This window comes from Porticoccus sp. GXU_MW_L64, assembly GCF_052983295.1.
The window spans coordinates 68,094-89,709 of the sequence record NZ_JBRKJK010000001.1 but is presented as its reverse complement, the minus strand read 5'-3'; the positions used below and the strand labels follow the sequence as shown (position 1 = coordinate 89,709).

20 protein-coding genes and 1 tRNA gene are annotated in these 21,616 nt (G+C 54.2%); 9 read left to right on the top strand and 12 right to left on the bottom strand.

Annotation, left to right across the window (positions count from 1 at the left end):
* Positions 1-145: 145 nt before the first annotated feature.
* From ACVBEJ_RS00465 to argE, 3 genes are all read right to left on the bottom strand, one after another.
* The gene (locus tag ACVBEJ_RS00465) at positions 146-700 is read right to left on the bottom strand and encodes an NAD(P)H nitroreductase (protein WP_447127624.1); all 555 of its coding nucleotides are present in this window, start codon (positions 698-700) and stop codon (positions 146-148) included.
* A gap of 23 nt (positions 701-723) precedes the next feature.
* Positions 724-800 (bottom strand) — tRNA-Arg (locus ACVBEJ_RS00460).
* Positions 801-932: 132 nt separating this feature from the next.
* A complete protein-coding gene (argE, locus tag ACVBEJ_RS00455) occupies positions 933-2,072 on the bottom strand; it encodes an acetylornithine deacetylase (RefSeq protein WP_447127623.1) in 1,140 nt (379 codons plus the stop codon).
* A gap of 361 nt (positions 2,073-2,433) precedes the next feature.
* Here argE and argC point away from each other — a divergent pair, with 361 nt between their 5' ends.
* The 5 genes from argC to argA all read left to right on the top strand — a co-directional run bounded on the left by argC (position 2,434) and on the right by argA (position 8,957).
* A complete protein-coding gene (gene argC, locus ACVBEJ_RS00450; RefSeq protein WP_447127622.1) occupies positions 2,434-3,459 on the top strand; it encodes an N-acetyl-gamma-glutamyl-phosphate reductase in 1,026 nt (341 codons plus the stop codon).
* Positions 3,456-4,217 carry an acetylglutamate kinase gene (gene argB / locus ACVBEJ_RS00445; protein ID WP_447127621.1) on the top strand — a complete coding sequence of 254 codons (762 nt, stop codon included), beginning with the start codon at positions 3,456-3,458 and terminating at the stop codon, positions 4,215-4,217. Before argC ends, argB begins: the two co-directional genes overlap by 4 nt.
* 129 nt (positions 4,218-4,346) lie before the next feature.
* Complete coding sequence (locus tag ACVBEJ_RS00440; protein ID WP_447127620.1) at positions 4,347-5,561, top strand: argininosuccinate synthase; 1,215 nt, start codon at positions 4,347-4,349, stop codon at positions 5,559-5,561.
* A gap of 124 nt (positions 5,562-5,685) precedes the next feature.
* A complete protein-coding gene (gene argH, locus ACVBEJ_RS00435; RefSeq protein ID WP_447127619.1) occupies positions 5,686-7,638 on the top strand; it encodes an argininosuccinate lyase in 1,953 nt (650 codons plus the stop codon).
* A gap of 2 nt (positions 7,639-7,640) precedes the next feature.
* Entirely contained in the window at positions 7,641-8,957 is a 1,317-nt protein-coding gene (gene argA, locus ACVBEJ_RS00430; RefSeq protein WP_447127618.1) for an amino-acid N-acetyltransferase, read from the top strand.
* 86 nt (positions 8,958-9,043) lie between these two features.
* On the opposite strand, the gene ACVBEJ_RS00425 is transcribed toward argA, so the two are convergent.
* The 4 genes from ACVBEJ_RS00425 to mnmA all read right to left on the bottom strand — a co-directional run bounded on the left by ACVBEJ_RS00425 (position 9,044) and on the right by mnmA (position 13,612).
* Positions 9,044-10,195 (bottom strand): JmjC domain-containing protein, encoded by a 1,152-nt coding sequence (locus ACVBEJ_RS00425; RefSeq protein ID WP_447127617.1) that lies wholly within the window; start codon positions 10,193-10,195, stop codon positions 9,044-9,046.
* A 102-nt stretch (positions 10,196-10,297) separates the two neighbouring features.
* Positions 10,298-11,665: an adenylosuccinate lyase gene (gene purB / locus ACVBEJ_RS00420; RefSeq protein WP_447127616.1), complete on the bottom strand. Its 1,368-nt coding sequence runs from the start codon at positions 11,663-11,665 to the stop codon at positions 10,298-10,300.
* 192 nt (positions 11,666-11,857) lie between these two features.
* A complete protein-coding gene (gene hflD / locus ACVBEJ_RS00415) occupies positions 11,858-12,484 on the bottom strand; it encodes a high frequency lysogenization protein HflD (RefSeq protein ID WP_447127615.1) in 627 nt (208 codons plus the stop codon).
* Between the two features lie 24 nt (positions 12,485-12,508).
* Positions 12,509-13,612, bottom strand: a complete 1,104-nt coding sequence (gene mnmA / locus ACVBEJ_RS00410) for a tRNA 2-thiouridine(34) synthase MnmA (RefSeq protein WP_447127614.1) — start codon at positions 13,610-13,612, stop codon at positions 12,509-12,511.
* A gap of 165 nt (positions 13,613-13,777) precedes the next feature.
* On the opposite strand from mnmA, the gene ACVBEJ_RS00405 reads away from it, so the two are divergent.
* Both ACVBEJ_RS00405 and ACVBEJ_RS00400 read left to right on the top strand, forming a co-directional pair.
* The gene (locus tag ACVBEJ_RS00405; RefSeq protein WP_447127613.1) at positions 13,778-14,008 is read left to right on the top strand and encodes a type II toxin-antitoxin system Phd/YefM family antitoxin; all 231 of its coding nucleotides are present in this window, start codon (positions 13,778-13,780) and stop codon (positions 14,006-14,008) included.
* Positions 14,005-14,400, top strand: coding sequence for a type II toxin-antitoxin system VapC family toxin (locus ACVBEJ_RS00400; RefSeq protein ID WP_447127612.1), 396 nt, complete (start codon positions 14,005-14,007; stop codon positions 14,398-14,400). The genes ACVBEJ_RS00405 and ACVBEJ_RS00400 overlap by 4 nt, the downstream gene beginning before the upstream one ends.
* Positions 14,401-14,419: 19 nt before the next feature.
* On the opposite strand, the gene ACVBEJ_RS00395 is transcribed toward ACVBEJ_RS00400, so the two are convergent.
* The 4 genes from ACVBEJ_RS00395 to cspD all read right to left on the bottom strand — a co-directional run bounded on the left by ACVBEJ_RS00395 (position 14,420) and on the right by cspD (position 18,133).
* A complete protein-coding gene (locus tag ACVBEJ_RS00395; protein ID WP_447127611.1) occupies positions 14,420-14,878 on the bottom strand; it encodes an NUDIX hydrolase in 459 nt (152 codons plus the stop codon).
* On the bottom strand, positions 14,838-15,446 hold the full coding sequence (locus ACVBEJ_RS00390) for a pseudouridine synthase (RefSeq protein ID WP_447127610.1): 609 nt from the start codon (positions 15,444-15,446) through the stop codon (positions 14,838-14,840). The genes ACVBEJ_RS00395 and ACVBEJ_RS00390 overlap by 41 nt, the downstream gene beginning before the upstream one ends.
* Positions 15,447-15,492: 46 nt before the next feature.
* Positions 15,493-17,712 carry an NADP-dependent isocitrate dehydrogenase gene (locus tag ACVBEJ_RS00385; RefSeq protein WP_447127609.1) on the bottom strand — a complete coding sequence of 740 codons (2,220 nt, stop codon included), beginning with the start codon at positions 17,710-17,712 and terminating at the stop codon, positions 15,493-15,495.
* Between the two features lie 163 nt (positions 17,713-17,875).
* The gene (cspD, locus tag ACVBEJ_RS00380) at positions 17,876-18,133 is read right to left on the bottom strand and encodes a cold shock domain-containing protein CspD (protein ID WP_447127608.1); all 258 of its coding nucleotides are present in this window, start codon (positions 18,131-18,133) and stop codon (positions 17,876-17,878) included.
* A 264-nt stretch (positions 18,134-18,397) separates the two neighbouring features.
* Here cspD and clpS point away from each other — a divergent pair, with 264 nt between their 5' ends.
* Both clpS and clpA read left to right on the top strand, forming a co-directional pair.
* Positions 18,398-18,763, top strand: coding sequence for an ATP-dependent Clp protease adapter ClpS (gene clpS, locus ACVBEJ_RS00375; RefSeq protein ID WP_447127893.1), 366 nt, complete (start codon positions 18,398-18,400; stop codon positions 18,761-18,763).
* 51 nt (positions 18,764-18,814) lie between these two features.
* On the top strand, positions 18,815-21,103 hold the full coding sequence (gene clpA, locus ACVBEJ_RS00370) for an ATP-dependent Clp protease ATP-binding subunit ClpA (RefSeq protein WP_447127607.1): 2,289 nt from the start codon (positions 18,815-18,817) through the stop codon (positions 21,101-21,103).
* 262 nt (positions 21,104-21,365) lie between these two features.
* On the opposite strand, the gene infA is transcribed toward clpA, so the two are convergent.
* On the bottom strand, positions 21,366-21,584 hold the full coding sequence (infA, locus tag ACVBEJ_RS00365; protein ID WP_447127606.1) for a translation initiation factor IF-1: 219 nt from the start codon (positions 21,582-21,584) through the stop codon (positions 21,366-21,368).
* Positions 21,585-21,616: the final 32 nt, after the last annotated feature.

Sequence of the window (21,616 nt, the reverse complement as noted above, 5' to 3'; positions counted from 1 at the left end):
TGCTCGTTATTCAGGCTAACGCCTTCGCCCTGCGGGTCGTCGGCGCTACGCTTGACGCTCTCTCCGCTTTCGCTTCGAGTCGGCCACGTGAACACCTCACCGTGAAGGTCGCGCACTTTACACAAGGGCGGTTTTAAAATCAACGTTACCAGTTGCTGAAAAATTGCTCAGTATCGATTTCCGGAGCTGGCTTCTGGCGGCCTTCGGGGGTACCCAGGTAGAGGTAGCCGACGATTTTTTCATGTTCATCAATACCCAAACCACTGCGCACTGTGGAATGGTAGGCAAAGTCACCAGTGCGCCACACGGCGCCTACACCTTGGGCGTAGGCGGCATTCAGCATGTTTTGTACGCAGCAGCCAGCGGAAATGATTTGTTCAATTTCCGGCACTTTGTCGTCCTCTTTGCAGCTGGCAATGGCGACGATAATCATTGGGGCTCTATGGGCTTTGTTGGCCCAGTTAGCGGCTTCTTCAGCAGATATGGGGCCGTTATCTGCGGCTTTGGCTTCTGCAAACAGCTTTCCCAATTTATTTCTACTGCCACCTTCAACAACCAGAAAACGCCATGGGCGCAACATGCGGTGGTCTGCAGCGCGCATGGCGGCCTGTTTGATATTTGCCAGAACCTCGCCTGCGGGGGCGGGTGCGGTCAAGCGAGGTGTAGATACACGGTTTTTCAGGGTTTCTAGTGCGTTCATCGGAGATTTTGCCGTTGGGGAAATGGCGCCCCGATCAGGATTCGAACCTGAGACCTGCCCCTTAGGAGGGGGCCGCGCTATCCAGCTGTGCCATCGGGGCATTGAGGCCGGTATTCTAGCGAGTGGTGGTAAAACTACAAGGAGGTTGTGGCACGACCAGGATTGACTCGGGCCGTCCGGGCCCTCGGTCTGCGACCGCCTTTCTAGCTGTAAAGGGTAAAACTACAAGAGCTTATGTACCACAGCACTCTGCAATCAACTGCCGTAACTTTTCTGTTGTCGGTTTTATCTCGCTCATATCCAGATATTCATCCGGCTGGTGGGCTTGGGCGATAGAGCCCGGGCCCATGACGATGGTTTCGCAACCCAATTCGCTGATAAAGGGCGCTTCGGTGCAGTAGTTCACCGCCACTGCTGGTTGGCCGGAAACTTTTTCAGCGAGTTTGACCAGGCTGCTGTCCGGGCTGCCGGCGAAGGCGGGGGTAGTGCCGTCCAAATGCTCAAGTTTAATAGCCCCTGGGTATTGCTTTAGAAGCGGGTCTAACGCATTTTTGAGCAATCCATAAACGTCTGATATTTCCATTCCTGGCAGTGGGCGTATGTCGAGTTGCAGCTCGCAGCATCCACAGATACGGTTGGGGTTGTCTCCACCATGTATGTGACCGAGATTGAGGGTGGGGTAGGGCACATCAAAAGCATCCTGCCGAAAATGTTCTTTTAGATGCTGTTGTGTTTGCAGCAGATTTGTTATCACTTTGTGCATTACCTCCATAGCATTCAGTCCATATTCCGGATTGGAACTATGGCCACTGCGACCGGTAATAGTAATGCGCTCCAAAAGGTGTCCCTTGTGGCAGTACACCGCCTGCATGGAGGTGGGCTCGCCAATAATGGCGTAGTCCGGGCGAATGCTTTTTTGCGCGGCCAGCTGGCGGGCGCCCGCCATGGTGGTTTCTTCGTCGGCGGTGGCCAGCACGCGCAGAGGTTTTTGCAACTTGTTCAAATCCATGCCGTTGATGGCATCCAGTACAAAGGCGAAAAAGCCTTTCATGTCGATGCTGCCCAGACCGTAGAGTTTGTTGTCTGACTCGGTCAATTTGAAGGGGTCGAAATTCCAGCGGCTTTCGTCGTAGGGCACGGTATCGGTATGGCCCGCCAACAGCAGGCCGCCATCGCCACTGCCATAACTGGCCACCAGGTTGAACTTGCCGGGAACGGCTTCCAGCTCGGTAATTTCCACGGCAAAACCTCGGTCGCTGAGCCAGCCTTCCAGGTGTTGAACCACCTCCCGGTTGGAGTGATCCCAGTGCGGATTGCCACTGGATATGCTGGGTGTGGCAATCAGGGTTTTGTAGTGTTCGAGAAATGACATAATCAGTATCTGGATTACTGTCATCCTGAGGAGGCGTAGCCGACGTGAGAATCTCAGAGTTTGATAGCTGTGAGATCCTCACGGTCGCTTTACTCCCTCAGGATGACGGGCGTTAGGGTGCAGTGAACTATTGCATAAAACCCGCCAAAACGGTATCTTGCCGCATCTTTTCGCTAATTGCGTTTTTACCATGATATTTTGCATGCTCAACGGCATCAACAAAGCACCACTCCTCCCGGCTATCCGACGACGTTAAGCCGCTTTTTTTCGCGCTTGCTGCTTGCATATCAAGTAAACTGCGCGTAACTCTTTCTGCTATTTCATAGCACATATTTAACAATTTGTTCGCTAAGAGGCGACTGTGAAAAATTTAGCCCTGATTGGTGCCAGTGGTTACGCTGGCCTGGAATTTTGTCGTTGGGTCAGCCAGCACCCCAAGCTGGAAATTGTGTCTCTGATGGTATCTCCGCAGAGCGTTTACCTGGGCCAAACGCCGGGCCAGTTTTGCCCGGAGCTGGCCCATCTGCCACTGCCTGCCCTGGAAGCCAGCAGCGATGAAAATATCGCGTCTATGGCGGCCAAAGTGGATGCGGTGGTATTGGCCACGGAACATGAAGTTAGCGCCAATGTGATTGGCAAGATTGTCGATACCGGCGTTGCCATCTTTGACCTTTCCGGCGGCTACCGCCTGAAAGACCCGGCGCTCTATGACAAGTACTACGGCTTTACCCACCCGCGCCCCGACCTGCTGGGAAAAGCGGTATACGGTCTGGCAGAGTGGAACGGCGATGCCATTGCCAACGCGCAACTGGTGGCGGTGCCCGGTTGTTACCCCACTGCGGCGCAACTGGCGCTGAAACCGCTGCTGAGCTTTTGCCAGCAAACCGGCAACCAGGTTGTGCAGGCACCGGTCATCAATGCCACAAGCGGCGTCAGCGGGGCTGGCCGCAAGGCCAAGCCGGGTTCGCATTTTTGCGAGGTAAGCCTGCACCCATACGGCATTTTCAGCCACCGCCATACCCCGGAAATTGTGCAGGGCGTGGAACGGGATGTGATCTTTACACCTCACTTGGGTGCGTTTAAGCGGGGAATCCTGGAAACCATCAATGTGACTCTGGAACAACCGGTAGACGAAGCCGACCTGCGCGGCCACTTTGCTGACACCTACCAGCATGCACCACTGGTGCGGCTGTCTCATCAGCCTGTGCCGTCTATCCAGGCCGTAGAGAAAACCCCGTTTTGTGATATCGGCGTATACACCCAGGGCAATCAGGTGATTCTGGTGGCCGCTATCGACAACCTGGTGAAAGGCGCGGCAGGCCAGGCGTTGCAGTGCGTCAATCTTCACTTTGGCTGGCCTCAGCAAATGGGAATGGTGCCCCTATGAGCAAGCCACTGGTTATCAAGGTGGGCGGTGCGCTGTTGAATAACAACAGCGCGCAACAAGCGTTGTTTGCCGAGCTTGCACAGCTCGCGCGCCCCTGGGTATTGGTACACGGCGGTGGCGCACTGGTGGATGAATGGCTGTCCCGGCTCGGTTTTCAGGTAGAGCGTCGTCGCGGTTTGCGGGTAAGCCCGGCAGCACAGATGCCCTTTATTACCGGTGCCCTGGCTGGCTGTGCCAATACAGAACTGGTTGCCGGCGCCATAGCAGCGGGCACACAGGCCATTGGCCTGAGCCTGGTGGATGCCGGTTGCAAAGCCTCGCTGTTGGCGGATGATTTGGGGCAGGTTGGTGAGGTGATCAATACCGATGCGGCCCCGCTGAAAAAATTGCTGGCGGCTGATTTCTGCCCACTGATATGCAGTATCGCCTGTGATACAGCCAATGGAGCGCTGCTCAATATCAACGCGGATGATGCGGCGTTAGCCATTGCCAAAGCCATTAACGGCGACCTGCTGCTGCTGAGCGATGTGCCGGCGGTGCTGGATGGCGACCGCCAACCCATTGCCAAACTGAATGAGCAACAAATTGAACAATTGATTGCCGCCGGGGTGATTATCGACGGCATGGCGGTAAAAGTACGTGCGGCGCTGGCGGCAGCCAAAGCCACCGGCGGCAAGGTGTTAATCGCCTCCTGGCAACAGCCTCAGGCCATTGTGCAATGGTGTAGGGGTGAGCCGGTAGGCACAGAAATTAGTTAGCGCACGCGGTCATTGCGAGGGAGCGCAGCGACCGCGGCAATCTATTCAATTTGGCAGAGGAGTGTAGGTGACGAGATTGCTTCGTCGTTCCACTCCTCGCAATGACGAATTATGAATGAGGAATTTAAAATGACCATGAACAAAAAAACCGTAAAAAAAGTCGTACTGGCCTACTCCGGTGGCCTGGATACCTCCGCCATTATTCCCTGGCTGAAGGAAAACTACGGCTGCGAAGTAGTGGCCTTTGCCGCCAACGTGGGGCAGGGGGATGAAGAACTGGAAGGTCTGGAAGAAAAAGCCATCGCCTCCGGCGCCAGCAGCTGCTATATCGTCGACCTGAAAGACGAGTTTGTCGCCGACTATGTGTATCCCACCTTTAAAACCGGTGCCATCTACGAGAGCGATTATCTGCTGGGTACCAGTATTGCGCGCCCCATTATCGCCAAGGCCCAGGTGGAAGTGGCCCGCAAAGTGGGTGCCGATGCGCTGTCCCACGGCTGTACCGGCAAGGGCAACGATCAGGTGCGCTTTGAATCCTGCTTTGCGGCTCTGGCGCCAGACCTGCACGTAATTGCCCCCTGGCGGGAGTGGGATTTAACCTCGCGGGAAAGCCTGCTGGAGTACCTGGAGGAACGCAACATTCCCTGTAGCGCCTCGCTCACCAAAATCTACAGCCGCGATGCCAATGCGCTGCATATCTCCCATGAAGGCGGTGAACTGGAAGACCCCTGGAACGCCCCCAGCGATGGTGTGTGGACCATGACCGTTTCCCCGGAGCAGGCGCCGGACGAAGCGGAGCTGGTGACTCTGGATATAGAAAAGGGTGAAATTACTGCCGTTGATGGCGTTGCCATGTCGCCTTTCCAGGTGCTGGAAGCTCTTAATGAAAAAGGCGCACGTCATGGCATTGGCCGCATCGATATTGTCGAAAACCGTTTGGTGGGCATGAAGTCTCGCGGCTGTTACGAAACCCCCGGGGGCACGCTGCTGGTCAGTGCGCTGCGGGCCATCGATGAACTGATACTGGATAAAACCTGCCGCAGCTGGAAAACCACCGTGGCGGAACAGTTTGCCCACCTGGTATACGATGGCCGCTGGTTTACCCCGCTCAAGGATTCCCTGTACGCCGCCGCTGAAGCATTAAATGAAGATGCTACCGGCAGCGTGGTATTGAAACTGTACAAAGGTCAGGTAACGGCGATTCAGAAGAAATCCCCCAACAGCCTGTACCGGGAGTCTTTTGCCACCTTCGGCGAAGATGACGTCTACGACCAGTCCCACGCAGAAGGCTTTATTCGCCTGTTCTCACTGTCCAGCCGCATCAAGGCAATGGGCGGGGAGTGACACATTACGCGCCTTGTCATTCTGAGCGTAGCGAAGAATCTCGCACTTCAAATGAACAATGAGATCCTTCGCTTTGCTCAGGATGACAGGCGACGGGTTAATTTAAAAACACCGGAGACACACCATGGCACTATGGGGCGGCCGCTTTAAAGAAAAGGCCAGCGTGCAGTTTAAAAAATTCAATGACTCACTGCCGGTGGACTACCGCATGGCAGTGCAGGATATTGTCGGCTCTATTGCCTGGGCCGGAGCCATTCATAAAGTCGGTGTGCTCAGTGATGAAGAGCTGGTCAACCTGCAAGATGCACTCAATGAACTGAAGCTGTCCGTTGAACAAAACCCCAGCCAAATACTGGCTTCCGACGCCGAAGATATTCACAGTTGGGTGGAAACACAACTGATTGAAAAAACCGGCGACCTGGGCAAAAAACTGCACACCGGCCGCAGCCGCAACGACCAGGTGGCCACCGACTTGAAACTCTGGTGCAAGGAAACCGGCGGTGACTTGCTGTTTGCTCTGGTGAATTTGCAGCAGGCCATGATGAATCTGGCGGAACGGGAAAAGGGCACGGTGCTGCCCGGTTACACTCACCTGCAGCGGGCTCAGCCGGTGACCTTTGGCCACTGGTGTCTGGCCTATGTGGAAATGTTTAACCGGGATATTGGCCGTTTGAAAGATGCCCTCTACCGGTTGGATGTGTCGCCATTGGGCTCCGGGGCGCTGGCGGGTACCGCGTACCCCATCGACCGCAAAATTCTGGCGCACAATCTGGGCTTTCGCGATGCCACCATGAACAGCCTGGACGCAGTGTCTGACCGCGACCACGTGATCGAGCTACTGGCCACTGCCAGTATCTCCATGATGCACTTGTCCCGGTTTGCGGAAGATTTGATTTTCTACAACTCCGGGGAAGCGGGGTTTGTGGAGATGAGCGACCTGGTGAGTTCCGGCTCCTCGCTGATGCCACAGAAGAAAAACCCCGATGCCTGCGAACTGATTCGCGGCAAAACCGGTCGTGTAGTGGGCTCTCTGGCGGGCATGCTGACCACCATGAAGGCCCTGTCTCTGGCCTACAACAAAGACATGCAGGAAGACAAAGAGGGCCTGTTCGACGCCCTGGATACCTGGTTGGAATGCATGGAAATGGCAGTGCTGGTGGCGGATGGTTTGAAGGTAAATCGCTCCCGTACTCTGGCGGCGGCCCAACAGGGCTACGCCAATGCCACTGAGCTGGCGGATTACCTGGTGAGCAAGGACATTCCCTTCCGCGAAGCCCACCACATTGTCGGCGAAGTGGTACTGGCGGCCATTGAGAAAGGCTGCCCACTGGAAGATTTAACTCTGACCCAGTTACAGACCTTCAGCGATAAAATTGGCCAGGACGTGTACCAACATCTGTCTATTGAATCCACCCTGGACAAGCGCGAAGCCCTGGGTGGCACCTCCCGCGCCCAGGTGGAACAGGCTATTGCTGCTATTCAGTCTGGAAAACAATCCGGCAACGAAGAAATTCTCAACGAACAGGTGGTGGGTGCGCCGGGCAAGCATCAGGTCAGTACCGCGCTGATGCAGGTAAAACAGCGTCTGGACGCCCAGCGCGCAGCGGCCATGTCGGTGCGCCGGGCACGCATGTCCGATGTGGAAAAAATTCACCGGCTGGTAGATTATTGGGCCGGGCAGGGGGAAATTCTGCCTCGTAGCCAGGAAAATATTATCCATGATGTGCAAAACTTTGTGGTTGCCGAAATCAATGGCGAAGTGGTGGGTTGCGCCTCCCTCTATATTTACCAGAAAGGGCTGGCGGAGATTCGCTCGGTGGTGGTGGACAAGGAATTTCACCGCCAGGGGCAGGGCAAAGCACTGGTGCAATACCTGCTGGAATTTGCCAATCAGATGGAACTGAAAACCGTGATTGTGCTGACTTACATTCCCAGCTACTTCTCAGCACTGGGTTTTGGGCTGATTGATAAAAGCTCACTGGCGGATAATATTATTGAGGACAGCGACCCCGGTTCCGATAAAAATCCAGACGATGAAGTGGCCATGAAATACATTGTGGATCGCTCAAAAGGTTAAGTATGAACAAGCAAAGCTCCGACCAGGATCGGGTAAAGTGGTTCAGAAACGCCGCGCCTTACATTAACGCACACCGGGGTAAAACCTTTGTGCTGATGTTTGATGGCGACGCGGTGCAGCACGAAAACTTTGCCAATGTGATTCACGACATCGCCCTGCTGCGCAGCCTTGGGGTGAGGCTGGTGCTGGTACACGGTGCCCGCACGCAAATCAGCCAACGCCTGGCGGAGCTGGATATAGAACAATATATCGAAAACGACATCCGGGTGACCGATGCCTCCACGCTGGCTGCGGTAAAAGACGCCACCGGCTCGCTGCGCATTCACATCGAGGCTTTGCTTACCATGGGCCTGGCCAACTCGCCCATGCACGGCTCGGAAATTCGGGTGACGGCGGGCAACTTTGTGATCGCCAAACCCATGGGTGTGCGCGATGGGGTGGACTACAAGTACACCGGCCTGATTCGCCGCATCGATACCGAGGGCATCAACAAACAGCTGGATGATGGTTCGATAGTGCTGCTGTCCCCGGTGGGTTATTCCACCACAGGGGAGGTGTTCAACCTGACTCTGGAAGATGTCGCCACCCGTGCGGCAATTTCGCTGCGCGCCGAAAAGCTGATTGCGCTTACCAGGCACGAAGGTCTGCTGGATGAAGGTGGCCAGCTGATTCGCAGCTGTAGCCTGAGAACGGTCAACAAACTTCTGGATAGCAGCCCCTTCAACAACGAACGTCTGTTGGTGCAAGCCATCGTCAACAGTGCCGAAAACGGCGTTGAGCGCTGCCACTGTGTTTCTTACCAAACTGATGGCGCACTGCTGCAGGAGCTGTTTACCCGCGATGGTGCAGGCACGCTGATTGCCAAGGACCATAAAGAACAACTGCTGTCTGCCAGCATCGATGATGTGGGCGGCATTCTGGAATTGATTGAGCCACTGGAAAAAGAGGGCACACTGGTTAAGCGTTCGCGGGAATTATTGGAAGTCGAGATAGGCCGTTTCTGTGTGATCAAAAAAGAAGACGTCATTATCGCCTGCGGCGCTCTGTACCCCTATCAGGAAGCCCATACCGGTGAGGTAGCCTGCCTGGTTATCCACCCGGATTACCGGGGCGGCAACCGCGGTGCACGATTGATTGAGTTTCTGGAGGAAAAGGCCAGGGAGCAACAGCTGAATTCCATTTTTGTGCTGACCACAGTCAGCGCCCACTGGTTTCTGGATCAGGGCTTTGTGGAACAATCCATCGACAAACTGCCCGCCAGCAAGCAGCAAATGTATAACTTTCAGCGCAACTCGAAGGTGTTTGTGAAGCGGATATAGTTGGTCGTCGCTGTCATCCGAGATCCTTCGCTTCGCTCAGGATGACAATGCATATTAATCGAGGTACAACTTAATCGAGGTACAACTTAATCGAAGTACAACGCCCCATATTCCACCAACTGTTTAAGCACACTGCGACTGGCTTTGTCGGCCAGGTGAGGCTGCAAGCACTGCCAACTCAGTTGTTGATTACCGCACAACAGCTCTGCCAGCGACAGGCTGGCCGTAACAGCTTCCCCATCCACAAATAACTCGGCGCGATTATCGCCAAGCTCTGAACAGGCAAACCGGGAATAGGCAAACCGGGATGCCGGGTGACGCTCCAGACAAGCGCCGCTGTGCAGCTGATTCGCCCAATCCGCCCCTGTATCCTGCCCAATATCCAGTTCCGGATATTTGCGTTTGGTCATAAAACGCCCCAGCCAGTTGCGCAGTAAATCGTCATTTAGCAACGCCTGTTGCAATGTGGCTTTTAACGTGGCGATGGCCGCAGGGGAAATTTCACCGCTGTTGGCCAACTGTTCGCCGGGGTCGGTGTAGCGCTGGTGATCCTTGTGGTGGGAAATGGCGTCTGTGGCCAGGTCGTCGATAATCTCGCCAATACTGGGGGCGCGAAAGCCGATGGAGTAGGTCAGGCAGTCGTTCAACGCCACACCGTTATGGCTGTACTGGGGCGGCAGGTAGAGCATATCCCCGGGTTCCAGTACCCAGTCGTGCTCCACGGTAAAGTCTTTGAGAATACGCAGTTTGGTATTGGCAACACGGGGGCTGTTATCGTCTGCTTTGGGGCCAACCTGCCAGCGCCGTTGGCCGTAACCTTGAATCAGAAACACATCGTAGTAATCAAAATGCGGCCCTACGCTACCGCCCTCAGGGGCGTAGCTCACCATCAAATCATCCAGCCGCCAGCTGGGTAGAAAACGAAATTGCTCCAGCAATGCCTGAGCTTCCGGCACCCATTGATCCACGGCCTGCACCAGCAGCGTCCAGTTGTTTTCCGGCAGTTGGGCAAAGGTGGTTTCATTGAATGGCCCGTTGAGCAGCTGCCACGGGCCATCGCTGCCGTTTTCCAGCACAAGGCGGGATTCCACGTCCTGTTCCAGTGACAAGCCCGCCAGTTCGTCCGGCGTTAACGGCGATTCAAAATCGGCAAAAGCATTGCGTACCAACAGCGGTTTTTGCTGCCAGTAATCGCGCAAAAAAATTTCGATGGAAATGGTGCCGAGGTGGGTGAGCATGATGTGTCCAGTGGCTTGTCATCCTGAGCGCAGCGAAGGATCCCATAGGTAAATCTGGCTTTGAGATTCTTCGCTGGGCTCAGAATGACGGGTATAAACCCGTCAAATATTCTGCGCTTGCGCCACCGCATTGCCGATATAGCTGGCCGGGGTCATGGCGCGCAGCTCGGCTTTGGCGTCTTCCGGCAGCTCCAGTGACTCGATAAATTGCGCCATGGATTCCTGGTTCATGGCGTTGCCGCGGGTAAAGGCTTTGAGTTTTTCGTAGGGCTCCTCAATGGCGTAACGGCGCATCACAGTCTGGATGGGCTCCGCCAGCACTTCCCAGGCGTTATCCAGGTCTTCTGCCAGGCGCTGTTCGTTCAGTTGCAGTTTACTCAGGCCTTTGGCGGTGGCGGCGTAGGCAATCAGGGAGTAGCCAAAGCCAACGCCCATATTGCGCAATACGGTGGAATCCGTCAGGTCACGCTGCCAGCGAGAGATGGGCAGTTTGGCCGCCAGGTGATTGAATACCGCGTTGGCAATACCCAGGTTGCCCTCGGAATTTTCAAAGTCGATGGGGTTAACCTTGTGGGGCATGGTGGATGAACCCACTTCGCCGGCGATGACTTTCTGCTTGAAGTAACCCAGGGAGATGTAGCCCCATACGTCCCGGTCAAAGTCGATCAGAATGGTGTTGAAACGGGCAATGGCATCGAACAGTTCAGCAATATAGTCGTGGGGTTCGATCTGGGTGGTGTAGGGGTTCCAGGTAAGCCCCAGGCCTTCGATAAAGTCTTGGGCGTTCAGTGCCCAGTCAACCTGTGGGTAAGCGGAAATGTGGGCGTTGTAGTTGCCCACGGCGCCGTTGATTTTCCCCAGCAGCTCAACCTTTTTGATCTGCTCAATCTGGCGAAACAGGCGCGCCGCTACGTTGGCAAACTCCTTGCCCACGGTGGTGGGGGAGGCGGTTTGTCCGTGAGTGCGAGACAGCATGGGCACTGCTGCGTATTCGTGGGCCATATCTGCAATGGTGTCGGCAATCTGTTGTAACATGGGCACCAGCACCTGATCGCGACCGGAACGCAGCATCAGGGCATGGGACAGGTTGTTGATGTCTTCTGAGGTGCAGGCGAAGTGCACAAATTCTGTTACTGCATTCAGCTCGGCGTTGTCGGCAATGCGCTCTTTGATAAAGTATTCCACCGCTTTGACGTCGTGGTTGGTGGTGCTTTCGATGTCTTTGATGCGGGCGGCATCTGCTTCGCCAAAATTGTCGACGATGTTGTCAAGTAAGGCGTTGGCGTGCTCTGAGAAGGGTTCAACCTCGGCAATCTCAGAGTGGTTGGCCAGTTGTTGCAGCCAGCGAATTTCAACCTCAACCCGGGCCTTTATCAGCCCGAATTCACTGAAAACAGTGCGCAGTGCAGCGGTTTTGCCAGCGTAGCGGCCATCGATGGGGGTTACGGCAGAGAGCGGGGAGAGGTCCATGGTGTGCTGTCTCACGGGTAGTCATTGGAAAGGCGCGCATAATAGCTGAAATGGCGTCTGATTGCAGCGTGGATCAATGGCGTAGGGCGGATTAGCAAAGCGTAATCCGCCGTTTATTTACTTTGCGTATTTCAGCGGCGGATTGGGCTGCGCTAATCCGCCCTACAGGAACCAAAAAAACCAACAAAACACTTAAAGTTTACTTTGTATCTTATTGATAATCTTAATTATATCTTTGCGGTATAAAATCAAATGCCAGCGTGATCCGCCTAATTGCTTCCACAATACTGCGCTGCGAACCCCTGCAAGCAGCAGGGCTCGTACCCGGCTGGCGATGTTGTTTTGCTGCAAGTGGTTGGCGAAGCCGTTTACCTGAATGCGATAGCGAAAGGTGCTCAGGGTGTTTTGATACAGATCCGCCAGGTTAGCAATAACATTGTCGTGGGTTTGCGAAAAGTGTTCCGCCTGATTTTTTGCCCGCTCAATGCCGTCGCTGAGCTTTTTCAGCATTCTGCTGTCGCGCATCAAACGACCCTGCAGGTGGGCCACGCCAACGGCGTAGCGCAGTGCATCGGATGCCTTGCTGGTGCGCTGCAGGGTCAGTTGTTCGTGCAGGGTTTCGATGCCCAGACGCAATTTGCCAGCGCCGCCGTACACCGCTTCGGTGTTGTCCGGGTTTTGTTCAAAGATGGAATGAATGCAGGTGGCGAAATCGTCGCTGGTGGCGCGGCCATGACGGGCCAACTGTTCTACCAAATGGCAGGCCTGGAACAGTCCGGCCAAGGCAATGACTTGTTCTGCGGTAGGTTTTTTAAACATTGGCTCTTGACTCACCCTCTTGCATCACTTCTCTTCTATTACCTCTCTTGTATCGATAATGCCACCACCCAGGCACTGCTCGCCGCGATACAGCACCAGAGACTGCCCCGGCGTCACCGCCCGCTGAGGTTCGTCAAACAGCACCTGACAACCGCTCTCTGTAAGGGTGACAGTGCAGGCCTGATCCGGTTGCCGGTAGCGGGTTTTGGCGTGACAGCGGAATTGCCGTTCGCCGGGCTCGCCATTGATCCAGTTAAGCTGGCTGGCGGTTAGTGTGTTGTGAAACAACAGTGGGTGGTCGCCGCCCTGTACGGCCACCAACACATTGCGCTCAAGGTCTTTCCGGGCGACGTACCAGGGGTCTTCCGTGCCGTCTTTGGTGCCGCCAATGCCCAGGCCCTGACGCTGACCCATGGTGTGATACATCAGGCCGCTGTGTTTGCCAATGATTTTGCCATCCGGGTCTTCGATATTGCCAGGCTGGGCGGGCAGGTACTGCTCCAGAAAATCCTTGAAGCGGCGCTCGCCGATAAAGCAGATGCCGGTGCTGTCTTTTTTGTTGTGGGTGATCAGGTTGTGCTGCTCCGCCAGGGCGCGCACTTCCGGCTTGTCCAGTTCGCCCACCGGAAACAGGGTTTTGGCGAAGGCGTCTTCGCCCACTGCGTAGAGGAAGTAACTCTGATCCTTGTTGTTATCCAGGCCTTTGAGCAATTGGGTGTGATCATCAATGTCAGCGCGGCGTACATAGTGACCAGTGGCGATCAGGTCGGCGCCGAGAATCTGGGCGTATTCCAAAAATACTTTAAATTTTATTTCCCTGTTGCAGAGAATGTCCGGGTTGGGGGTTCGGCCCGCCTTGTACTCCGCCAGGAAATATTCAAACACGTTGTCCCAATACTCCGCTGCAAAGTTCACTGTGTTCAGCGGGATACCCAGCCGATCGCACACCGCCTGGGCGTCTGCCATATCCACTTTGGCCGTGCAGTATTCGGTGCCGTCGTCTTCATCCCAGTTTTTCATAAAGAGCCCCTCCACCTCATAACCTTGCTGTTGCAACAGCAGGGCAGAGACAGAGGAATCGACACCGCCGGACATTCCGACAATGACTTTGGGCTTGGATAACGGCATAACGAGCGGTGATTGTGACAAAGGCGGGGATTCTAACAGGCGCTCCGTCTCAGGGGAATTGCCTAAGGTGGGCAGGGAGGAACAGCGAAGTTACAGGTTGTCTTTGCACACAATCATGAGTACTCTGTACAATAATTTTGTACAGAGTACATCAGGGCAATCAACATGCAGACTGTGAATATCAGCGATTTTAGAGCTAATCTTTTGAAATACTTGGAGATGGCCAATTCCGGCAAGCAAATCTCAGTCACTTCAAACGGTAAGTTGCTGGCGACTATTTCTCCGCCCAAAAACCAACAGGAGAAGGCAAAAAAGCAGTTGAAAATCATTGCCGAGAAAGCTGCGATTTACGATGTGACTGCGCCAATTGATAGTGAATGGGATGCACAAGTATGATTTTGATGGATACTTGCGCAATTATTTGGGATGCACTGGAACCGAAAAAACTTTCTCGTAAAGCGGCAAATGCGATTGGTAGTGCAGACAAGCAAAACGCGCTGATAATTTCTGATATATCCCTTTGGGAAATATCCATGCTGATCAAAAAGGGCAGGTTGCAAATAGAAACTTCCGGTGCACACTTTTTGAATCTGTTCCTTCAGTCCCGAAACATTTCCGTACAGCCGATTACTCCGGAAATTGCTGATCTTTCAGTCAGTTTTGGAGCACAAATCAATAACGACCCCGCTGACCGTATTATTGCGGCAACCTCCATTATTCATAATTCCCGTCTGGTGACGGCGGATAAAAATCTGGAAAGTTGTGAGTTGTTGGATGTTGTTTGGTGACATCTTGGAATTCAGGCGTTCAGGAATTCTTCAAATCAAAAGCCTCCACCAGCGATAGCGAATAAATCAAATTATCCCTGTAATTCTCCACCGCCTTTAACACCAACGGGCTGCGCATAGATTCATGTCGTTCCTGTAATTCTTCGTAGCTTAGCCAAAGCGCTTCTTCAATATCGGAGTCCCGTTCATATTCCGGATCAAAACCCGCGGATTTGGCTGCAAAACAGACTCGGTAGTAAGTTATTCCATTGCTGGGTGCCTGGTAAGTGGTGATACCCATAAACCCGGTCAGCTCAACATGCCAGCCGGTTTCTTCTAATGTTTCCCGCAGTGCGGCTGCTTTGATTTCTTCGCCGGGCTCCACATGCCCGGCGGGTTGGTTGTAAACCAGCTTGCCGTTATCGTATTCGCTGACACACAGGTATTTGCCGCCTTGCTCAACGACGGTGGCGACGGTGAGGTGTATTTGTTTTTCCATTGCGGGCTCGATTTGGTTTATTGGCCAAGTGTACGGTTTCAGTGCGCCACTGGCCCGGTTGCAGATCGCCCAATGTCCAGTTGCCGATAGCAGCACGTACCAGGCGTAGGGTAGGGAAGCCCGCCGCTGCGGTCATACGGCGCACTTGCCGGTTGCGGCCTTCCGTAATGGTTAATTCAATCCAGCTGGTAGGAATATTTTTGCGAAAGCGCACCGGCGGATTGCGGGGCCATAGCTCCGGTTCGTTCATTATTTTGACTTTTGCCGGTTTGGTAACGCCATCGTTAAGGTCAATGCCATTGCGCAACTTATCAAGAGCTTCCTGGTTAATTTTTCCTTCCACCTGAACCCAATAAGTTTTTGGTAGCTTGTACCTGGGGTGAGCAATGCGCGTTTGCAGCTGGCCGTCGTCGGTCAACAGCAGTAAGCCTTCCGAATCGTGGTCAAGTCGACCGGCGGGATAGATATCAGGGGTTTTTATAAAGTCACTGAGAGTGGGGCGCTCGTCGATAGCTTTGAACTGGCAGAGTACGCCGTAGGGTTTATTGAGAAGGTAAACGATAGACATACAAAAAACCGGGGCTACAGAATCCAGTAGCCCCGGCCAACTGTTGTTAGGCCAAAGCAGCCAGTGCCGCATTGAAAGTGGCGCTGGGGCGCATGGCCTCTGATGCCAGCTGCGGGTTGGGCTGATAGTAGCCACCGATTTTCATTGCCGGCCCCTGGGCGTCGTTTAGCTCAGTCACAATAGCTGCCTCGTTGTCGCTCAGGGCTTGTGCCAGTGGTGCAAACAGGGCTTGCAGCGCCTGATCGTCACTCTGTGCTGCCAGTGCTTCCGCCCAGTACATGGCCAGGTAGAAGTGGCTGCCGCGGTTATCCAGTTCGCCCACTTTGCGGGATGGGGATTTGTTGGTGTCCAGGAATTTGCCGTTGGCTACGTCCAGTGCTGCAGCCAGTACCTTGGCTTGGTTGTTGTCGGTTTTAAAGGCCAGGTCTTCCAGCGAAACCGCCAGGGCCAGAAATTCCCCCAGGGAGTCCCAGCGCAGGTGGTTCTCTTTCTCGAACTGCTGAACGTGTTTGGGGGCAGAGCCACCGGCACCGGTTTCAAACAGGCCGCCGCCCGCCAGCAATGGCACGATAGAGAGCATTTTGGCGCTGGTGCCCAATTCCAGAATGGGGAACAGGTCGGTGAGGTAATCACGCAATACGTTGCCGGTGACAGAGATGGTGTCTTTGCCCTCTTTAATGCGTTGCAGAGCGTGGCGGGTTGCTTCAACCGGGGACAGAATCTGGATGTCCAGGCCATTGGTGTCGTGTTCCAGCAGGTAGGCATTGACCTTTTCGATCAGACTGCGGTCGTGGGCGCGTTCGTTGCTGAGCCAGAAAACAGCGGGGTTGCCGGTGGCGCGAGCGCGATTTACGGCCAGTTTTACCCAGTCTTTTATGGGGGCGTCTTTGGTTTGGCACATGCGCCAGATGTCGCCCGCTTCCACATCGTGAGACATCAGCACTTGTCCGGCGGCATCAACTACGCGAATAACGCCCTTGCCTGCGGCTTTGAAGGTTTTGTCATGAGAACCGTACTCTTCCGCTTTCTGTGCCATCAGGCCGACGTTGGAAACGTTGCCCATGGTGGTAACGTCGAATGCGCCGTTGTCTTTACAGAACTGGATGGTTTCCTGGTAAACACCAGCGTAGCAGCGGTCGGGGATGACTGCCTTGGTGTCGTGCAGCTGGCCATCCGGTCCCCACATCTGACCAGAGGAGCGAATCATGGCGGGCATGGAGGCGTCGATAATAACATCGCTGGGCACGTGCAAATTGGTGATGCCGCGGTCGGAATCCACCATCGCCATGGCCGGCCGGTCGGCGTACAGCGCCTGAATGTCGGCTTCCACAACGGCTTTTTGTTCGGCGGGCAAATCGGCGATTTTCGCGTATACATCCCCCAGGCCGTTGCTGGGGTCGACGCCAATTTCTTCAAACAGGGCGGCGTGCTTGTCGAACACTTCTTTGTAGAATACGGTGACGCATTCGCCAAACATAATGGGGTCAGACACCTTCATCATGGTGGCTTTCAGGTGCAGAGAAAACAGTACATTGTCGGCTTTGGCGGCGTTGATCTCGGCGGCAAAAAACTCACGCAGAGCCTTGCTGCTCATGCGGGCGGAATCAATCACTTCGCCAGCCTGCAGGCTGACCTTGTCTTTGAGTACGGTTACCGCGCCATCGGCGGCAACAAATTCAATTTTAACGTCTCCCGCTTCAGCCACAGTGACGGATTGCTCGCTGGAGTAGAAATCTCCGTCGCTCATGTGGGCAACGTGAGATTTGGAGCCGCTGTTCCAGGCGCCCATGGAGTGAGGGTTTTTCCTGGCGTACTCTTTTACCGGTGCCGCCACGCGGCGGTCAGAATTTCCTTCACGCAACACCGGGTTTACCGCGCTGCCCAACACTTTGGCGTAGCGGTCACGGATGGCTTGCTCGGCGTCGTTCTGTGGTTCTTCCGGGAAGTCGGGCAGGTCGTAGCCGTGCTGTTGAAGCTCTTTGATGGCGGCCACCAACTGTGGAATAGAGGCACTGATGTTGGGTAGCTTGATAATGTTGGCGTCCGGGGTTTTCGCCAGCTCGCCCAGCTCCGCCAGGGCATCGGCCTGACGTTGCTGTTCCGTCAGGTTTTCAGGAAAGTTGGCAATAATACGACCAGCCAGAGAAATATCCCGGGTTTCCACCGCAATCCCGGCAGGCTTGGTGAACGCTTGAACAATAGGCAACAGTGAGTAAGTTGCCAGGGCCGGGGCTTCATCAGTTTGGGTATAAATAATCTTCGACATGCGCTGTGCTTTCCTGTTTGTATCGGCGGGTGATGACGGTAACTTTTCGGGCGCGGAGTATACCAGTACAGGACGTTTCGGAATAGCGCAGTAAAAGCTTCAAGGCAGGAATTTACCGGGCTTGGACAAACCCGAAGACTGAGTCAGAGGTAGGGTAGTGGTGTCAGAACTGTTGCAGTTCTGCTTCGGGTTCCGGGGCAGCTGTCTGGCTGCCATCATCAGCAGAGCGAATATTGGCAGCGTGTAAGCCTTTGCTGCCTTCGGTGACATCAAAGCTGACACGCTGGCCCGCCTTCAGCGTTTTGTAGCCATCCATCTCAATGGCAGAGTAGTGGGCGAAGATATCCCCTTCACCTTCTTCCGGCAGAATAAAGCCGTAACCTTTGGCGTTGTTAAACCACTTGACAGTACCTACAGGCATAACAGGAACCCCCCTTTGGACCTGTTTTTGGCGTGGTGAGACCCTTGTTTCAGGGTCGTTTATAACGACTCTAACCTCATCCACGTGTATAAAAAATATACAACCTTAATTTGTATAGGGATTACAGCCCCAAGTCAAGGTGGAAAAAAGCCTGAAATTGGCTTTAAAAGTGATGATTTAGCGTTAAACTACCGTTTGCTGACCCTTTTTATTTATACATCGCCAAACGCTGTACAAATGGCCACGAGTGAACCAGATTTTGCCATGAAAGAGATTGTTAAAGCATCCGCTGACGATGAGTTCCACACCGGCAATAACAGTCACGCGGTGGTTGAGCAGGTGCGGCCAAAGTTGCGTAAACCGCCCATGTACCGGGTCGTTATGCTCAATGATGACTTCACGCCGATGGAATTTGTCGTCGAGGTGCTGGAAAGTTACTTCGCCATGAACCGCGAGCAGGCCACGCGGGTTATGTTGCGGGTACATACCGAGGGAAAGGCAGTTTGTGGCCTTTATACCCGTGATATTGCGGAAACTAAAACCACCCAAGTGAATCAATATGCTAGAGAGTGTGATCATCCGCTGCTGTGTGAGGTGGAACCCTCAGAGGGGGATGATGACCGCTATTAATTGGTGTAACGGCACATTTGTTATGCCCCTGTTTACTGAGGAGGCCTTGCCATGCTGAGTCGAGACCTGGAAGTAACTTTAAATCTGGCGTTTAAAGGCGCCAGCTCCAGACGGCATGAGTTCATGACCGTCGAACACCTGCTATTGGCGCTGCTGGATAACGAATCTGCCGCCACCGTGCTCAAAGCCTGCGGTGCCGAGCTCAATGACCTGCGCCGTGACCTGGACGAATTTATCGAGTCCACCACTCCCCTGATTCCCGTTGCCGATGCCGAACGCGACACCCAGCCGACACTGGGGTTTCAGCGCGTGCTGCAACGGGCGGTATTTCACGTGCAGTCATCCGGCAAAAAAGAGGTAAAAGGTGAAAACGTGCTGGTGGCCATTTTCAGCGAGCAGGAAAGCCAGGCGGTCTACTTTCTGAGGCTGCAAAATATTGCCAGGGTAGATGTGGTGAATTACATCTCCCACGGTATCTCCAAAGTGGCGGAACAACCGGAACATCCGGACAGTGAACCCCAGGAAGGCGAAGAAACCACCGAGGCAGAATCACCCGGCAAAAGCCTGTTGGAGCAATTTGCCACCAACCTCAATCGCGAGGCAGAGCAAGGCCAAATCGACCCCTTGGTAGGTCGGGAATTTGAAGTGGAGCGGGTCTGTCAGATATTGGCGCGGCGGCGCAAAAACAACCCTCTGCTGGTGGGTGAGTCCGGTGTGGGTAAAACCGCTATCGCCGAAGGTCTGGCCAAGCACATTGTGGAAGGCAATGTGCCGGAAGTGTTGGAAGACAGCACCGTCTATTCCCTGGATTTGGGCGCACTGTTGGCGGGCACCAAGTACCGGGGCGATTTTGAAAAGCGCTTTAAAGGTGTACTGGCGGAGCTGGACAAACTGCCTCACTCAGTACTGTTTATTGACGAAATTCACACCATTATTGGTGCCGGCGCCGCTTCTGGTGGCGTGATGGATGCCTCCAATCTGCTCAAGCCGCTGCTCGGTTCCGGCAAGATTCGCTGCATAGGCTCTACCACCTTCCAGGAATATCGCGGCATTTTTGAAAAAGACCGCGCCCTGGCGCGTCGCTTCCAGAAAATTGACGTGCCCGAACCCAGCGTTGAGGAGACTTTTGACATTCTCAAAGGCCTGAAAGAGCGCTTTGAAGAACACCACAGCCTGCGCTTTACCCAGGGCGCCCTGCGTACCGCTGCGGAGCTGTCTGCCCGCCATATCACAGACCGTTTTTTGCCGGACAAGGCCATTGATGTGATCGATGAGGCCGGTGCCTACCAACGCTTGCAGCCGCTTAACAAGCGCAAGAAAGTGGTGGGGGTTGTGGATGTAGAGCGCATTGTCGCCAAAATTGCCCGCATTCCCGCCAAAAGTGTTACCGCCAGCGACAAGGAGCGCCTGCGCAGCTTGTCGGAACAACTCAAGCTGGTGGTGTTTGGCCAGGATCCGGCCATCGATGCTCTGTCCACTTCCATCAAGCTGGCCCGCGCTGGCTTGCGGGATGGTGACAAACCCATTGGCTCTTTCCTGTTTGCCGGACCCACCGGTGTGGGTAAAACCGAAGTCAGCAAACAGCTGGCTGAAGTTATGGGTATCGAGCTGATCCGTTTTGATATGTCGGAATATATGGAGCGCCACACGGTGTCCCGCTTGATCGGCGCGCCTCCCGGGTATGTGGGTTTTGATCAGGGCGGTTTGCTTACCGATGCGGTGACCAAACACCCACACTCTGTGGTACTGCTGGATGAAATCGAAAAAGCCCACCCGGATGTGTTCAATATCCTGTTACAGGTGATGGACCACGGCACCCTTACTGACAACAATGGCCGCAAGGCGGATTTCCGCAATGTGATTTTGATTATGACCACCAACGCCGGTGCTGAAGAAATGAGCCGCGCGTCCATTGGTTTTACCAATCAGGATCACAGCAGCGACGGCATGGAGGTGATCAAGAAGGGCTTTACTCCGGAATTTCGCAACCGTTTGGATGCCATCATCCAGTTCCAGGCATTGCAGCTGGACGTGGTCAAAGTAGTGGTGGATAAATTCCTTACCGAACTGCAGGCGCAACTGGACGACAAGAAAGTGGTTCTCGATGTAGAGCCGGGAGTGGTTACCTGGCTGGCAGAGAATGGCTACGATGAGCGCATGGGTGCACGGCCAATGGCCAGGCTGATTCAGGAAAAGCTGAAAAAACCACTGGCCGAAGAAGTGCTGTTTGGTGAGTTGTCTGATAAGGGCGGTACAGTGAGTGTTGCCGTTAAAGACAACGAGCTGAAGTTTGAATTTGCCAGTACCGCCGATCGGCAAAAAGTGGCGGAAGTGGATTAAAAACCTTCATCGCGAGCGCAGCGCGGCGATCTCCATCAAATCGCCTCATACTGGACGAAATTGCCACGTCACTTTCCTTCCTTGAAAAAAGGTAACTATTCAGCATGCCCTGTAACTGTTCAGATTGCGTGCCAAATCGAGCAGGCAAGGCGAAAATTTTGGCGCGTGAGCTGAATAGTTACGAAAAAAGCTCCTCGCTATGGCGAGATACAAAAAAGGCCAGCCTCATAAGAGGCTGGCCTTTTGCTGTCTGCTGTCCAGATCACCGGGCGCGGTAAGTAATGCGCCCCTTGGTCAAATCGTAAGGGGTCAGCTCAACTTTCACCTTGTCGCCAGTCAGAATACGAATGTAGTGTTTGCGCATTTTGCCGGAAATATGGGCAATAACTACATGGCCGTTTTCCAGTTTTACCCGGAAGGTAGTGTTGGGAAGGGTGTCGATAATTTCGCCTTCCAGCTCAATGACATCTTCTTTTGCCATAACCTGTGCTGTACTCCAGTACGTTGCTGCCG

Excerpts from the sequence above, each read along its gene's own strand:
- ACVBEJ_RS00465 (WP_447127624.1), bottom strand. The coding sequence starts at position 700 with ATGAACGCACTAGAAACCCTGAAAAACCGTGTATCTACACCTCGCTTG.
- argE (WP_447127623.1), bottom strand. The coding sequence starts at position 2,072 with ATGTCATTTCTCGAACACTACAAAACCCTGATTGCCACACCCAGCATA.
- argB (WP_447127621.1), top strand. The coding sequence starts at position 3,456 with ATGAGCAAGCCACTGGTTATCAAGGTGGGCGGTGCGCTGTTGAATAAC.
- ACVBEJ_RS00440 (WP_447127620.1), top strand. The coding sequence starts at position 4,347 with ATGACCATGAACAAAAAAACCGTAAAAAAAGTCGTACTGGCCTACTCC.
- argH (WP_447127619.1), top strand. The coding sequence starts at position 5,686 with ATGGCACTATGGGGCGGCCGCTTTAAAGAAAAGGCCAGCGTGCAGTTT.
- argA (WP_447127618.1), top strand. The coding sequence starts at position 7,641 with ATGAACAAGCAAAGCTCCGACCAGGATCGGGTAAAGTGGTTCAGAAAC.
- ACVBEJ_RS00425 (WP_447127617.1), bottom strand. The coding sequence starts at position 10,195 with ATGCTCACCCACCTCGGCACCATTTCCATCGAAATTTTTTTGCGCGAT.
- purB (WP_447127616.1), bottom strand. The coding sequence starts at position 11,665 with ATGGACCTCTCCCCGCTCTCTGCCGTAACCCCCATCGATGGCCGCTAC.
- hflD (WP_447127615.1), bottom strand. The coding sequence starts at position 12,484 with ATGTTTAAAAAACCTACCGCAGAACAAGTCATTGCCTTGGCCGGACTG.
- mnmA (WP_447127614.1), bottom strand. The coding sequence starts at position 13,612 with ATGCCGTTATCCAAGCCCAAAGTCATTGTCGGAATGTCCGGCGGTGTC.
- ACVBEJ_RS00405 (WP_447127613.1), top strand. The coding sequence starts at position 13,778 with ATGCAGACTGTGAATATCAGCGATTTTAGAGCTAATCTTTTGAAATAC.
- ACVBEJ_RS00400 (WP_447127612.1), top strand. The coding sequence starts at position 14,005 with ATGATTTTGATGGATACTTGCGCAATTATTTGGGATGCACTGGAACCG.
- ACVBEJ_RS00395 (WP_447127611.1), bottom strand. The coding sequence starts at position 14,878 with ATGGAAAAACAAATACACCTCACCGTCGCCACCGTCGTTGAGCAAGGC.
- ACVBEJ_RS00390 (WP_447127610.1), bottom strand. The coding sequence starts at position 15,446 with ATGTCTATCGTTTACCTTCTCAATAAACCCTACGGCGTACTCTGCCAG.
- ACVBEJ_RS00385 (WP_447127609.1), bottom strand. The coding sequence starts at position 17,712 with ATGTCGAAGATTATTTATACCCAAACTGATGAAGCCCCGGCCCTGGCA.
- cspD (WP_447127608.1), bottom strand. The coding sequence starts at position 18,133 with ATGCCTGTAGGTACTGTCAAGTGGTTTAACAACGCCAAAGGTTACGGC.
- clpS (WP_447127893.1), top strand. The coding sequence starts at position 18,398 with ATGAAAGAGATTGTTAAAGCATCCGCTGACGATGAGTTCCACACCGGC.
- clpA (WP_447127607.1), top strand. The coding sequence starts at position 18,815 with ATGCTGAGTCGAGACCTGGAAGTAACTTTAAATCTGGCGTTTAAAGGC.
- infA (WP_447127606.1), bottom strand. The coding sequence starts at position 21,584 with ATGGCAAAAGAAGATGTCATTGAGCTGGAAGGCGAAATTATCGACACC.